Genomic DNA, 14,911 nt, shown 5'->3' with positions numbered 1-14,911 from the left:
GCGGATGGCCTGAGCACATCTCGGTCTAGGCCGGCGCGATGTTGTGGTTGAAGCGGAAAACGTTGTCGGGGTCGTACTCCCGCTTCACCGCCGCGAGCCGCCGGGTGTTCTCGGCGCCCAGGCCCGCCGTCACGCGGTCCGTGCCCTCGTCGCCGATGAAGTTGAGGTAGGCCGCGCCGGTGCTCCAGGGCTGGACCCGGGCGCGGACGTCCTTGACCCAGGCGATGCAGCGTTCGTCGTCGGCCGGGTCCTCCCAGATGCCGAAGGGGTGCACGGCCCAGGGTGCGTTCCGGAACGGCAGCGGGAACCCGGCGGGGCCGGACGCGATGGCGCCGCCCTGCGGGAACAGCACGTGCTGGGTGCCCGTGGGGACCGGCATGCTCTCGCCGAGGGCGCAGAAGACGTCCGTGAACTCGTCGGGCGCGCCCGTCAGATACTCGGCCGACCAGTAGTTCCGCAGGTTCGGCGGGTCGTCGAACATCGTCTGGAACCGGGCGTAGGGCAGCGCGGTGACGATCTCGATCTCGTGCGGCAGGGCCAGCAGCGGCTGGGCGAGCTTGCGCATGTCCTCCTCGGCACCGGCGTAGGTGATGAGGGCGCCGCACAGGCGCTTGCCGACCAGGTGCTCGGGGACGAACTCCTCGGGCGGGCCGGTCAGATAGATGACGCCGCCGCTCGCCTCCTGCGGGCCGGTCTCGATGATCTCGCGGTAGGTGCGGACGACGTCGGGGCCGTGCTCGGGCTCGTACATCACCATGGCGATGGAGAACTCGGGCAGTTCGTGCAGGCGCAGGGTGAGCGCGGTGGCGATGCCGAAGTTTCCGCCGCCGCCGTGCAGGGCCCAGAACAGTTCCGGGTTCTCCTCGGCGCTCGCGTGCACCACTCGCGCGTCGGCGGTCACCAGCTCGACGCCGAGCAGGTTGTCGACGGCGAGCCCGAAAGCGCGGTCCAGCCAGCCGGTGCCGCCGCCCAGGACGAAGCCGCCGGCCCCGGTCGTGGAGACCCGGCCGCCGGTGGTGGCGAGACCGTGTTCCTGGGTCGGGCCGTCCAGGTCGCTCATGGTGGCCCCGCCGGCGATCCGTACCGCCCGGGCCGCCGGGTGCACGGTCACCTCGCGCATATGGCGCAGGTCCACGACGAGCGCCCCGTCGCCCAGCGCCATGCCCGCGACGCTGTGGCCGCCGCCGCGCACCGCGATCGGCAGGTCCAGCTCGCGTCCGAAGCGCACGGCCCGTACGACGTCGGCCTCGTCCACGCACTGGGCGATCACGGCGGGACGCCGGTCGATCATCGCGTTGAAGACGACACGGGCGTCGTCGTACCCCTGATCCCCCGGGGCGAACACGTCGCCGACCAGATCCTCGCGCAACGCGACAAGGGCCGCGCCCGCCGTCGAGAGGGAAGCCATGGCCGTCCCCTTCCGGAAAGGGGCAAATGTGGTGGTTCCAGCGTAGGCGTGCTCGGCCCGGCAGTCGCGCTGTGGGTTCACCCGGCCGTCCCTGACATGGCACTGACAGCCCGGTTTCGAAGGTCATAGTGTTGGCCGGCGATCACGGGAATTTCATATAGAGGGGGGAATGTGATGCCACGTCGGACATTCCGAAGAACGCCGCTCCCGGTGTGTCTGCTCGCCTTGCTGACGCTGCTGGCCCTGGTGACGACGACGGGCCGGGCGCACGCGGCGGGTGCCACCGCAGCCGGCTCGTTCTCCGAGTCCGAGCTGTGGGACTCGACCGACAGCGACGCCTACGCGAGCTTCCACGTGCAGGGCCTCGGGGTGATCCCCCAGGGAATCGTGCCGCCCGCCGGAGGCGCGGCCCTGCCCGCCGATGTGGTGCTCACGTTCACCGAGGGCCGCTTCGTCCTGGGGGACGGCGGACCGAAGGACCTGCTCGTCCGCCGCAGCACGGACGCGGGCGTCACCTGGTCCGCCGGCACCGTCGTGGTCCCGCAGGACGCGGTGCAGAGCTGGGGCGACCCGACGCCGGTGGTGGACCGGCAGACCGGCCGGGTCTCCCTCTTCTACAAGGGCGACGGCTCGAACATCTACGTCAAGCACAGCGACGACGCCGGGGCCACCTGGTCGGCCACCGAGGACCTGACCCCGCTGTTCGCCACGAACCCGTACGGCTGGACGCGCGACGCCCCGATCCCGGGCCACGGCATACAGCTCAGCAGCGGTCGCCTCCTGATGCCCGTCATGCACCGCGCCGCCGGCACCGCCACGGACGCCAACTACGGCATGGACATGCTGTACAGCGACGACCACGGCGCCACCTGGCACCGAGGCTCCCCGCTCATGGACGCCACCTATCCCGTCAACGAGAGCCGCGTCTACGAACGCTCCGACGGATCTGTCGTCCTCAACGGCCGCTGGGGCTCGGGTGGCACCCGCTACCGCATCACCTCGACCAGCACCGACGGCGGACTGACCTGGTCCGCACCGGCGATCGACGGCGCGACCGGCACCTTCAACTCGGTCGACGCGGGCCTGCTCACCTACACCACCGGCACGGTCGACCGACTCCTCTTCTCCCGCCCGGACTCCTCCGCCCGGGAGAACATGACCGTCTCGATCTCCTACGACGACGGAGCGAGCTTCCGCTACAGCCGCGTGGTCGACCCGGGCCCGTCCTACTACTCCGACCTGGCCCGTCTGTCCGACGGCACGATCCTGCTGGTCTACGGCCGTGACGGCACCGTGGCCAACTACCCCGAGCGCATCGCCGTCGCCCGCTTCGACCTCGCGTGGCTGACCAAGGGCCGGGACAGCCTCGCCACCGGCCCCGGGTTCACCCGGCAGACGTACGAGATGGCCACCTCGGCCGCCCGCACCGACACCGGCGCCGCCGTACCGATCCTCGACGACGCCAACGCCGGGGGCGGCAAGGCCCTGCGCTACGGGGCGTCCGCCGTCGGCAACTACATCGACGTCCCCTTCGACGTCACGCAGGCGGGCGACTACCAGGTCTCCGCGCGCTTCCATCGCAGCGTCGGCCAGGGGCGGATACGCGCGAGCATCGACGGCACAGCGCTGAGCCAGGGCCTGTTCGACCCGACGCTGACATCCGGCTCCGACACCTACGACATCGACGGCTACCAGGTCTACCCGTTGGGATCGATGACCCTGGCCGCCGGGCAGCACACCGTCCGCTTCACTCTGGCCGCCGTCGGTCGGGCCGGCGGAAAGGCCGTCGCCCCCGACCAGTTGACCCTCGTCTCGGGCGGAGAGCCCGCCGATGTGCCGGACACGGTGTCGGACAACGACTTCATCCCGGGCTTCGACACCCTCTCCGGCACCTGGGCCGACGTGAACTCGCTCAGCGGCGCCTACGGCAACAGCCATGACACGCACGCCGCCGGAACCGGCACCGCCAGTGTGGAGTTCCGGCCCGATGTGCCGATGAACGGCGTGTACGAGGTCGCCGCCTGGTTCAAGTCGGCCTCGGGCCAGGCGTCCAACGCCTCCTACGTGATCGACCACGCCGACGGCCGGACCGCGGTGACGGTCAACGAGGCGTCCGGCGGCGGGCGTTGGGTACGGCTCGGCGAGTTCGCGTTCACCGGTGGCGGCGACGGCACGGTGACCCTGTCGGACAACGCCGACGGCACGGTCGTCGCCGACGCCGTCCGGCTGTCCTACCGGGGTGCCGTCACCGACAACGGCTCGTCCGGCTTCAGCACGGTCTCCGGCACCTGGAACGCCGGGACCGCGGTCACCGGGTACCAGGGGGCGAACTACCTCACCCACGCGGCGGGCACCGGCACTTCGGCCGTGCGCTGGCAGACCGACGTGCCGACGACCGGGACCTACGACGTGTCCGTCTGGTACACCGACAACGCCAACCGCGCGGACAACGCGCCCTACACCGTCACGGATGCCGACGGCTCCACGCTGGTGCGCGTCAACCAGCAGGTGGACGGCGGCCGTTGGATCTCCCTGGGCAAGTACGCGTTCACCGCCGGAAGCAAGGCCGTCGTCCAACTCTCGGACGACGCGAACGGATACGTCGTGGCCGACGCCGTGCGGATCACGGCCCAGGGCCTGGTCGCCGACAACGACGACCCCGGCACCTACAGCGTGGTCTCCGGCACCTGGAACCCGGCATCGACCGTCAAGGGCTACTGGGGGACGAGCTACCGCACCCACGCGGCGGGCACCGGGACCTCGGTCGTGCGCTGGCAGTCCGACGTCCCGGCGAGCGGGGTGTACGACGTGGCCGTCTGGTACACGGCCGACACCAACCGGGCGACCGACGCCGCCTACACCGTGAGATACCCGGGCGGCTCCACCGTCGTCCGCGTCGACCAGACCGAACGCGGCAACCGGTGGGTGTCGTTGGGCAGCTTCCCGTTCACGGCCGGGACCCCGGCCGTCGTGGAACTCTCCGACGACGCCAACGGATACGTCGTGGCCGACGCGGTCCGCTTCATCGGGTAGGCCAGGACCAGTACGCGGCGGGCCCGCCGGATCGTCTTCCGATCCGGCGGGCCCGTTTCGCCTACGCCGACGCGCTCAGCCGCCGTAGGCCCCCGAAGCCGTCAGCCGCAGCGCCGTGTCGATCAGCGGGACGTGGCTGAAGGCCTGCGGGAAGTTGCCGACCTGGCGCTGCAGGCGCGGGTCCCACTCCTCGGCGAGGAGGCCCAGGTCGTTGCGGAGCGACAGGAGCTTCTCGAAGAGCTTGCGGGCCTCGTCCACGCGGCCGATCATCGCGAGGTCGTCGGCCATCCAGAACGAGCAGGCCAGGAACGCGCCCTCGTCACCGGGGAGACCGTCCACGCCCTCGTCGGTGCCCGAGGTCGGGTAGCGCAGGATGAAGCCGTCCGGCGTGGACAGCTCGCGCTGGATCGCCTCGATCGTGCCGATCACACGCTTGTCGTCCGGGGGCAGGAAGCCCATCTGCGGGATCAGCAGCAGCGAGGCGTCCAGCTCCTTCGAGCCGTACGACTGCGTGAAGGTGTTGCGCTCCTTGTCGTAGCCGCGCTCGCACACGTCCCGGTGGATGTCGTCGCGCAGTTCGCGCCACTTCTCCAGGGGGCCGTCCGCGTCGCCCGACTCGATCAGCTTGATCGTGCGGTCGACCGCGACCCAGGCCATCACCTTCGAGTGCACGAAGTGGCGGCGCGGGCCGCGCACCTCCCAGATGCCCTCGTCGGGCTCGTCCCAGTGCTTCTCCAGGTAGCGGATCAGCTTCAGTTGGAGCAGGGAGGCGTAGTCGTTGCGGGCCAGGCCCGTCATGTGGGCCAGGTGCAGGGCCTCGGTGACCTCGCCGTAGACGTCGAGCTGGAGCTGGTGGGCCGCGCCGTTGCCGACCCGGACCGGGCCCGAGTTCTCGTAGCCCGGCAGCCAGTCCAGCTCCGCCTCCCCGAGCTCGCGCTCGCCGGCGATGCCGTACATGATCTGCAGGTTCTCCGGGTCGCCGGCCACCGCGCGCAGGAGCCACTCGCGCCAGGCGCGGGCCTCCTCGCGGTAGCCGGTGCGCAGGAGCGAGGAGAGGGTGATGGCCGCGTCGCGGAGCCAGGTGTAGCGGTAGTCCCAGTTGCGGACGCCGCCGATCTCCTCCGGGAGGGAGGTGGTGGGCGCGGCGACGATGCCGCCGGTCGGGGCGTACGTGAGGGCCTTGAGCGTGATCAGGGAGCGGACCACGGCCTCGCGGTAGGGGCCGTGGTACGTGCACTGGTCGACCCAGTCGCGCCAGAACTCCTCGGTCGCCACCAGGGACTGCTCCGGCTCCGGGAGGGCCGGGGGCTGCTTGTGCGAGGGCTCCCACGAGATCGTGAACGCGATGCGGTCACCCGGCGCGACCGTGAAGTCCGCGTAGGTCGTGAGCTGCTTGCCGTAGGTCTCCGCCGAGGTGTCGAACCACACAGAGTCGGGGCCCGCGACGGCCACCGTGCGGCCCTCGTGCTTGTGCACCCAGGGGACGACCCGGCCGTAGGAGAAACGCATCCGGAGGGCCGAGCGCATCGGGACGCGGCCGGAGATGCCCTCCACGATGCGGATCAACTGGGGGGCGCCGTCGCGAGGGGGCATGAAATCGGTCACGCGGACCGTGCCTCGCGGGGTGTCCCACTCGGACTCCAGGATCAGCGAGTCACCGCGGTAGCCGCGCCGGACCGCGGTGGGCGGCGGCGCGTCGGCGGCGTGGGCCGGGCCCAGCCGCCAGAAGCCGTGTTCCTCGGTGCCCAGCAGACCGGCGAAGATGGCATGGGAGTCGAATCGGGGCAGGCAGAGCCAGTCCACCGTGCCGTCCCGGCAGACCAGGGCAGCGGTCTGCATGTCTCCGATGAGTGCGTAATCTTCGATGCGCCCGGCCACGTGCAACTCCAGTCGAACGGCCACGTCGCCCCAGGGAAAAACGGGGCGGTCGCTGTGTGCGGTCAAGGGATCGTTTGTAGTGCGTCGTTGAGCCATGAAGCAAATGGGGGTCGTCGCTCAACGAACTGACGAGCTCTCGTTGTTCCGGGTTGTACGGGCGGGGGTGGTGCCGTGTTCCGGACCGGCTCGGCAGCGAGTGTCCGAGCAGGATACGACGCACGTAGATGATCTGTGTGCCGCTCTCGCCAACGGACCTGGGCCGAACGGGTGAGCAACGGGTGAGAAGCAGGTAACCAGGGCGCGTCCGGGTCGACGTGAGCCGCGTGTGTGTCGAGGTGAGCGCGGAGCGTGGCCGGAAGCCATCTCCTCCGGGCGCTGATACCCTGGTAGCCCGTGGACCGGTGGGCAGGAAACCCCCGAACCGCAGCGACGGCTCCTCCAGAAAAACCCGGGTTCACCGGGCGGGCAGCCGCACCGCACCCCAGACCGCGACCACGGGAGCCCCCTCTTGGCCATGCCGCCCGCTGCTTTCCGAAACAGCAACACCACGACGACCAAGCACATCTTCGTCACCGGGGGTGTCGCCTCCTCACTCGGCAAGGGCCTCACCGCCTCCAGCCTCGGCATGCTCCTCAAGGCGCGGGGCCTGCGCGTCGTGATGCAGAAGCTCGACCCGTATCTGAACGTCGATCCCGGCACGATGAACCCCTTCCAGCACGGTGAGGTGTTCGTCACCAACGACGGCGCCGAGACCGACCTCGACATCGGACACTACGAGCGCTTCCTGGACCGCGACTTGGACGGCAGTGCCAATGTCACTACAGGCCAGGTCTACTCGACGGTGATCGCCAAGGAGCGGCGCGGCGAGTACCTGGGCGACACCGTGCAGGTCATCCCGCACATCACCAACGAGATCAAGCACCGCATCCGGCGTATGGCGACCGACGAGGTCGACGTCGTCATCACCGAGGTCGGCGGCACGGTCGGCGACATCGAGTCGCTGCCGTTCCTGGAGACGGTCCGCCAGGTCCGCCACGAGGTCGGCCGGGACAACGTGTTCGTGGTCCACATCTCGCTCCTGCCGTACATCGGCCCCTCGGGAGAGCTGAAGACGAAGCCGACCCAGCACTCGGTTGCGGCGCTCAGGAACATCGGTATCCAGCCGGACGCGATCGTGCTCCGGTCGGACCGCGAGGTGCCGACCGCGATCAAGCGCAAGATCTCGCTGATGTGCGACGTCGACGAGGCCGCCGTCGTCGCCTGCCCCGACGCCCGCTCGATCTACGACATCCCCAAGACCGTCCACACCGAGGGCCTGGACGCCTATGTCGTCCGCAAGCTGGACCTCCCGTTCCGCGACGTGGACTGGACGACCTGGGACGACCTGCTCGACCGCGTCCACAACCCGCTGTACGAGATCAACCTCGCGCTGGTCGGCAAGTACATCGACCTGCCCGACGCCTACCTCTCGGTCACCGAGGCGCTGCGCGCCGGCGGCTTCGCCAACAAGGCCCGGGTGAAGATCAAGTGGGTCACCTCGGACGACTGCAAGACCCCGGCCGGCGCCGCCAAGCAGCTCGGTGACGTGGACGCGATCTGCATCCCCGGCGGCTTCGGCGACCGAGGCGTGTCCGGCAAGGTCGGCGCCATCCAGTACGCCCGCGAGCACAAGATCCCGCTGCTCGGCCTCTGCCTGGGCCTCCAGTGCATCGTGATCGAGGCCGCGCGCAACCTCGCCGGCATCGCGGACGCCAACTCCACCGAGTTCGACGCGGCCACCGGCCACCCGGTCATCTCCACGATGGCCGAGCAGCTCGACATCGTCGCCGGCGAGGGCGACATGGGCGGCACCATGCGCCTGGGCATGTACCCGGCCAAGCTCGCCGAGGGCTCCATCGTGCGCGAGGTCTACGACGGCAAGGAGTACGTCGAGGAGCGCCACCGCCACCGCTACGAGGTGAACAACGCCTACCGCGCCGAGCTGGAGAAGAAGGCCGGCCTCCAGTTCTCCGGCACGTCCCCGGACGGCAAGCTCGTGGAGTACGTGGAGTACCCGCGCGAGGTCCACCCCTACCTCGTCGCGACCCAGGCCCACCCCGAGCTGCGCTCCCGCCCGACCCGGCCGCACCCGCTCTTCGCGGGCCTGGTCAAGGCGGCCGTGGCACGCAAGACGGGCAAGTAGTACGAAGGTTGTACGGTGACCGGGGTGCGCGCCTTCAAGAGGTGTGCACCCCGGCCGTTTTTACGTGACGTCCGTGAACGTGTGTTTCGGGATACGTGTTTCGTGTACGTGTGGAGGGACAGCGCATGACGATCAAGGACACCCCGGAGGAGTGGGAGATCCGGGCGACCGCGACCCCCTTCGTCGGCAACAAGACCTCCGTGCGCACCGACGACGTGGTCATGCCCGGCGGCGCGGTCGTGCACCGCGACTACCAGGTCCACCCCGGCTCCGTGGCCGTCCTCGCCCTCGACGAGCAGGACCGGGCGCTGCTCATCAGGCAGTACCGCCACCCCGTGCGGCAGAAGCTGTGGGAGATCCCGGCCGGACTGCTCGACATCCCCGGTGAGAACCCGCTGCACGCCGCCCAGCGCGAGCTGTACGAGGAGGCGCACGTCAAGGCCGAGGACTGGCGGGTGCTGACCGACGTCTACACCACGCCCGGCGGCTGCGACGAGGCCATCCGCATCTTCCTGGCCCGCGATCTCTCCGAGGCCGACGGAGCGCGCTTCGAGGTCGAGGACGAGGAGGCCGACATGGAGCACGCGCGCGTGCCCCTCGACGACCTGGTCCGCGGGGTCCTCGCCGGCGAGCTGCACAACAACTGCCTCGCCGTCGGCGTCCTCGCCCTGGTCGCCGCCCGGCACGGCGACGGCATCGAGGCACTGCGCCCCGCCGACGCGCCGTGGCCCGCGCGTCCCTTCGACTCCTGAACCCACACGCCGTCCCGCACGTCGTCTCACACCTCATCCTTCCTCTCGTCCCTCCTCTCGTCCTTCGCCTCATCCTTTCGGCGTCTTTCGACGTCTTCCGGTGTGACGATCGGCTGATCCGATCGGGGGATGTGCCCGCCGCGCTCCGCACGGTTCGTCGCAGAGCGTGAACTAGGCTCTGAAATCACCCGATCCGGAGTCCCGGCGGGCTATGCGCGTGCAGTGGGACGGGAGTGTGGCCCGTGACGGATCAGGCGGTGGACACCGGCGGCGTGAGGCTGTCCGAGGACACTTCTGCCGAGGGTCAATTCCTGGGCCGGGCAAGAGAGTTGAAGGAGCTCCGCGCCGACATCGAGCGCGCGGGCCTGGACACCATCGCGGGCCGCAAGGCCCCCCGCGCCCGGGTCCTCCTCATCGCCGGCAAGCCCGGCTCCGGCCGCACCGCACTCGCCGAGGAACTCGTCCGACAGGTCGCTGACCGTTACGACGCCGGTGTGTTCCGGGCCCGCCTGAGCGAGCCCGACGGCACCCCCGTCCCCACCGAGCGCACCGCCCGTGAGCTGCTCACCGCCCTGGAGCTGCCGACCCGGGCCGGCGCCTCCGAGGACGACCTCTCGGACAGTCTGCGCGACGCCCTCGCCGACCGGCGGGCGCTGCTCCTGCTCGACGACGCGGCCGACGCCGAGCAGGTCGACGCGCTGTTGCCGGACTCCCCGGACTGCCTGGTCGTCGCCGTCTCCGGCGGCCCGCTCACCGGCATCGCCGACGTCCGCCCCTGCACCCTGGGCGGCCTCGACACCAAGTCCGCGCTGGAACTGCTCACGCGCTACACCGGCTCGGTCCGCATCACCGTCGACCCGGTCGCCGCCGAGGGTCTCGTCGAGGTGTGCCGGACCCAGCCCGCCGCGCTCACCCTGGCCGGCGGCTGGCTCGCCGCCCGCCCCCAGGCGGCCGTCGCCGACCTCGCCAAGCACCTGCACGCCGAGAGCGACGAGGGCACCCCGCTGAGCCGCGTCTTCGGGCTCGTCTACGGCTCGCTGCCCAGCCCCGCCGCCCGGATACTGCGACTGCTCTCCCTCGCCCCGGCCGGCCTGGTCGACCCCCAGACCGCCTCCGCGCTGGCCGGCTGCTCGGTCAACGGCGCCCGCACCACCCTGGACGACTTCGTCACCGCGGGCCTGCTGCGGGCCCTGGACTCCCCGCTGCCGCAGTACGAGGTCCCCGGCTGCCTCCAGCCCCTCCTGTACGCCCTCGCCGAGACGCAGGACCGCCCGGCCGAGCTCCAACTGGCCCGCGCCCGCATGCTGGAGCGGACCGTACGGCTGCTCCAGTCCTGCCGCGCCATCACCGAGACGGACAGCCCCCAGGCCCGCGAGAAACTCCTCGGCATGCCCAGCTCGCTGCGCTTCCCGAACCCCCGGGCCGCCGCCGACTGGCTGCGTGTCCGGCAGCCCGCCCTGCTGGCCTCCGCCCGCCTCGCGGTCGCCGACGGCGAACTCGACACGCTGGCACGCCGGTTGATGTCCCAGCTCGTGCGGGCGATGGTCGCCCACTTCGGCACCCAGGCCGCCGCCCCCGAGCTCTACGGCATCCACCGCCTCGTCCTCGACGTGGCCGAGCGCCGGGACCTGCCCCGCGAGAAGGCCGCCGCGCTGCTGAACCTCGCCGATCTGGACGCCCAGACCGGCCGTACGACCGAGGCGCTGGCCCGCTACCGGGCCGCGCTGGACGCCGGACGCGAAGCGAACGATCCGTATGCGACCGGCCGCGCGATGGAATCCGTAGGCGGCGCGCATCAGGAGCTCGGGGACTACGACCGGGCCGCCGACTGGTTCGGCCGCGCGCTGGCCCAGCGGCTCGCCCGGGACGAGCGCGCGGAGGCCGCCCGGCTCTACGGCCGGATCGGCGCCGCGCACACCTACGCGGGCCGCTACGGCGAGGCGCTGAGGAACTGGCGGGCGGCCGTCGCCGGGTACCGCAAGAACGGCGATGTGCCCGCCCAGGCACGGGCGTTGAGCGAGCTGGCGCGGGTCCAGGAGTACGCGGGCCGCCCCGAGGAGTCGCTGCTGACCTGTCACGAGGCCGTCGAGTGGGCGCGCCGCGCGGAGGACGTACGGCTGCAGGCGGCACTGCAGTTGCGCCTGGCCGACACCCTCGACCGGCTGGGCGACCCGGCGTCCGCGGCGCTGCACCGCGGCACGGCCGAGCGGATGCTGGGCGAGGAGCTCCAGGAGGGCGATCCCGCCCCCGAATCCTTGGAACATGACGCTAACGCCTGCGAAATCCGTAGTACATCCGCTGAAGATTGATGCATTGAAAGGCTAGACACCGAGAACACCTTCATTAAACTGGCTCTGCCGCACCTTCTCCTGCGGTCTCCCGGTGCGCTCATGCATGTCCGGGTATGAGATGTATTGCCCCACACCCTCTGAGCCAAGGACCGTGATCGACGTGAAGGTCGGCATCCCCCGCGAGGTCAAGAACAACGAGTTCCGGGTGGCCATCACCCCCGCCGGCGTGCACGAGCTGGTGCGCCACGGCCACCAGGTCTTCATCGAGCACGACGCCGGCGTCGGCTCCTCGATCACGGACGACGAGTACGTCTCGGCGGGCGCGCAGATCCTCGCCACGGCCGACGAGGTCTGGGCCGGCACCGACCTGCTGCTCAAGGTCAAGGAGCCCATCGCCGAGGAGTACCACCGCCTCCGCAAGGACCAGACGCTCTTCACCTACCTGCACCTGGCCGCCTCCAAGGAGTGCACCGACGCGCTCGTCGAGTCCGGCACCACCGCGATCGCCTACGAGACCGTCGAGCTGCCAGGCCGCGCCCTGCCGCTGCTCGCCCCGATGTCCGAGGTCGCGGGCCGTCTCGCCCCGCAGGTCGGCGCCTACCACCTGATGCGCTCGGTCGGCGGCCGCGGGGTGCTCCCCGGCGGTGTCCCCGGCACGCAGCCCGCGCGGGCCGTCGTCATCGGCGGCGGTGTCTCCGGCTGGAACGCCACGCAGATCGCCGTCGGCATGGGCTTCCACGTCACGCTGCTCGACCGCGACATCAACAAGCTCCGCGAGGCCGACAAGGTCTTCGGCACCAAGGTCCGGGCGATCATGTCCAACTCCTTCGAGCTGGAGAAGGCCGTCCTGGACGCCGACCTCGTCATCGGCGCGGTGCTCATCCCGGGCGCCAAGGCGCCGAAGCTCGTCACCAACGAACTCGTGTCGCGGATGAAGCCCGGAAGTGTTCTTGTCGACATCGCGATCGACCAGGGCGGCTGCTTCGAGGACTCGCGTCCGACCACTCACGCCGAGCCGACCTTCCCGGTCCACAACTCGGTCTTCTACTGCGTCGCCAACATGCCCGGCGCGGTGCCCAACACGTCGACCTACGCGCTCACCAACGCGACGCTGCCGTACATCGTGGAGCTCGCCAACCGCGGCTGGGTCGAGGCGCTGCGACGTGATCCTGCTCTCGCCAAGGGCCTCAACACCCATGACGGCAAGGTGATTTACCGCGAGGTCGCCGAGGCGCACGGACTCGAGCACGTCGAGCTGGAGACCCTGCTCGGCTGACTCTGTCGACTAAGTCACCGTTCGGCAAAAGGCGATACGTCAACACAGGTCGTCAACACCGCACGCCCGGCCGGACCTTGCTCGACAGGTCCGGCCGGAAGTGTGTGTATGGTCACTTTGCGGCACTCGGTCAACTCGCGCCGAACATAACCCTTGAACCGATTCGTGCACCGGTGAAACCTGCCGTGCGACTGCCGTACGCCCTTGACAGAGGGATGTTTCATTGCCGACACAACGGGCCGGGTCCGGCGGATTGTGTTGCTGCGAACACCCGACACGCCATAGAGTCGCCATCCGTCGGCATGGTGCCACGCTGACCTATCGAGAAGTTCCCTGGTCACCAAGGAGGTAAGACGACTTGTGAATGAGTCGACATTTTCTCCCGGGGGTGGTCAACCAGGAATGCCTGCAAGGGGCCAGGAGCCCGCGGGGTTCGAGGCTGTCGGCTCCGTTGCGGTGCGAACCTTCGCAGCCCACCAGGGTCACCAGAAGCCAGGGGTGACTCAGCCAGCACACCAGAGCATGGATGGCCATCACGTGAACGCCATGGCCGGCGACGGAAGGGGTGCGCCCCACAACCATTTCGCCGACTACGACGAACTGCCCGACGGGCACTTCTACGACCCCGACGCCGAGTACGAGCCCGATCCCGAGTACGCGGCCACACTCGCGCCCGACGCGGCCCGCCAGCGCCGTGAGCGCGTGGGCCCGACCGGACGCCCGCTCCCGTACTTCCCGATCCCGGGCCCGCTGACCAGTCACGGCCCCGCGACGATCGTCGCGATGTGCAACCAGAAGGGCGGCGTCGGCAAGACCACGTCGACCATCAACCTGGGTGCCGCGCTCGCGGAGTACGGCCGGCGTGTACTGCTCGTCGACTTCGACCCGCAGGGCGCGCTGTCGGTCGGACTCGGCGTCAATCCCATGGAGTTGGACCTCACCGTCTACAACCTGCTCATGGAGCGGGGCATGTCGGCCGACGAGGTGCTCCTCAAGACCGCAGTCCCGAACATGGACTTGCTGCCCAGCAACATCGACTTGTCGGCCGCCGAAGTGCAGTTGGTGAGCGAGGTCGCGCGCGAGTCCACCCTGCAGCGGGCGTTGAAGCCGCTGATGGCCGACTACGACTACATCGTGATCGACTGTCAGCCCTCCCTCGGCCTGCTCACCGTGAACGCCCTGACGGCGGCTCACAAGGTGATCGTGCCGCTGGAGTGCGAGTTCTTCGCGCTGCGCGGAGTCGCGCTGCTGACGGAGACCATCGAGAAGGTCCAGGAGCGGCTCAACCCGGAGTTGGAGCTCGACGGCATCCTCGCCACGATGTACGACTCCCGCACCGTGCACAGCCGTGAGGTGCTCGCGCGCGTGGTCGAGGCGTTCGACGATCACGTCTACCACACGGTCATCGGGCGCACGGTGCGCTTCCCGGAGACCACGGTCGCCGGTGAGCCGATCACCACGTACGCGTCCAACTCCGTCGGTGCCGCCGCCTATCGCCAGCTCGCCAGGGAGGTGCTCGCCCGGTGTCACGCCGAGTGAGTCTGCCGGGGGCCGACGAACTGTTCCGTACGACAGGGGGGATGGCGCTTCAGTCGTCCACCCCCAGGAGCCGGGCCAACGGCGAGGCCCGGGTGCCGGCTCCGGCGGGGGAGAGCGACGGCGCCGCCGCCGGGGAGGACGCCCCACAGTCCGTACCCGCCCAGGGCGGTGACGGAGCGGGTGCCGAGCATGTCGCGGCGGACTCGGACGGCGGCGAGTCCCGCAGCCGGTCCGCGGACGGCTCCGGGCGACGTCAGGGGGTGCAGGAAGGTTCTGCCCAGCCTCGAAAGCAGCGCCAGGGGGCGCAGGCCCAGCGCCGGCCCACCGGGCGCGAGCGGCACGACGAGAAGATCACCGTGTACGTGTCCGCCGAGGAACTGATCGACCTGGAGCACGCGCGCCTGATGCTCCGGGGCGAGCACGGCCTCGCGGTCGACCGCGGACGGATCGTGCGCGAGGCGGTCGCCGTCGTCCTGGCCGATCTGGAGTCCCGCGGGGACGCGAGCATTCTCGTCCGCCGGCTTCGCGGGCGGTAGCGGTAGCCTGCGGGGG

9 protein-coding genes are annotated in these 14,911 nt (G+C 70.3%); 7 read left to right on the top strand and 2 right to left on the bottom strand.

The features are described 5' to 3' along the window. Positions 1-25 precede the first annotated feature (25 nt). Positions 26-1,408: an FAD-binding oxidoreductase gene (locus OG223_RS13135; protein WP_329246909.1), complete on the bottom strand. Its 1,383-nt coding sequence runs from the start codon at positions 1,406-1,408 to the stop codon at positions 26-28. A gap of 174 nt (positions 1,409-1,582) precedes the next feature. Between OG223_RS13135 and OG223_RS13130 the strand changes: the two genes are divergently transcribed. After that, on the top strand, positions 1,583-4,441 hold the full coding sequence (locus tag OG223_RS13130; protein WP_329246906.1) for a golvesin C-terminal-like domain-containing protein: 2,859 nt from the start codon (positions 1,583-1,585) through the stop codon (positions 4,439-4,441). Positions 4,442-4,516: 75 nt separating this feature from the next. On the opposite strand, the gene OG223_RS13125 is transcribed toward OG223_RS13130, so the two are convergent. Then, positions 4,517-6,319 (bottom strand): glycoside hydrolase family 15 protein, encoded by a 1,803-nt coding sequence (locus OG223_RS13125; protein ID WP_329265253.1) that lies wholly within the window; start codon positions 6,317-6,319, stop codon positions 4,517-4,519. A 514-nt stretch (positions 6,320-6,833) separates the two neighbouring features. Between OG223_RS13125 and OG223_RS13120 the strand changes: the two genes are divergently transcribed. The 6 genes from OG223_RS13120 to OG223_RS13095 all read left to right on the top strand — a co-directional run bounded on the left by OG223_RS13120 (position 6,834) and on the right by OG223_RS13095 (position 14,895). Beyond that, positions 6,834-8,501 (top strand): CTP synthase, encoded by a 1,668-nt coding sequence (locus OG223_RS13120; protein WP_329246903.1) that lies wholly within the window; start codon positions 6,834-6,836, stop codon positions 8,499-8,501. A 125-nt stretch (positions 8,502-8,626) separates the two neighbouring features. After that, a complete protein-coding gene (locus OG223_RS13115) occupies positions 8,627-9,253 on the top strand; it encodes an NUDIX hydrolase (protein WP_329246899.1) in 627 nt (208 codons plus the stop codon). Between the two features lie 242 nt (positions 9,254-9,495). Next, positions 9,496-11,562 (top strand): tetratricopeptide repeat protein, encoded by a 2,067-nt coding sequence (locus OG223_RS13110; RefSeq protein ID WP_329246897.1) that lies wholly within the window; start codon positions 9,496-9,498, stop codon positions 11,560-11,562. Positions 11,563-11,704: 142 nt separating this feature from the next. After that, positions 11,705-12,820: an alanine dehydrogenase gene (ald, locus tag OG223_RS13105; protein ID WP_329265251.1), complete on the top strand. Its 1,116-nt coding sequence runs from the start codon at positions 11,705-11,707 to the stop codon at positions 12,818-12,820. Positions 12,821-13,222: 402 nt separating this feature from the next. Then, positions 13,223-14,359, top strand: a complete 1,137-nt coding sequence (locus tag OG223_RS13100) for a ParA family protein (protein ID WP_078651701.1) — start codon at positions 13,223-13,225, stop codon at positions 14,357-14,359. Next, positions 14,344-14,895: a hypothetical protein gene (locus OG223_RS13095; protein ID WP_329246891.1), complete on the top strand. Its 552-nt coding sequence runs from the start codon at positions 14,344-14,346 to the stop codon at positions 14,893-14,895. Before OG223_RS13100 ends, OG223_RS13095 begins: the two co-directional genes overlap by 16 nt. The last annotated feature ends 16 nt before the right edge of the window (positions 14,896-14,911 follow it).

This window comes from Streptomyces sp. NBC_01478 (genome assembly GCF_036227225.1).
Lineage (GTDB): Bacteria > Actinomycetota > Actinomycetes > Streptomycetales > Streptomycetaceae > Streptomyces.
This window is presented reverse-complemented; position numbering and strand designations above follow the sequence as displayed.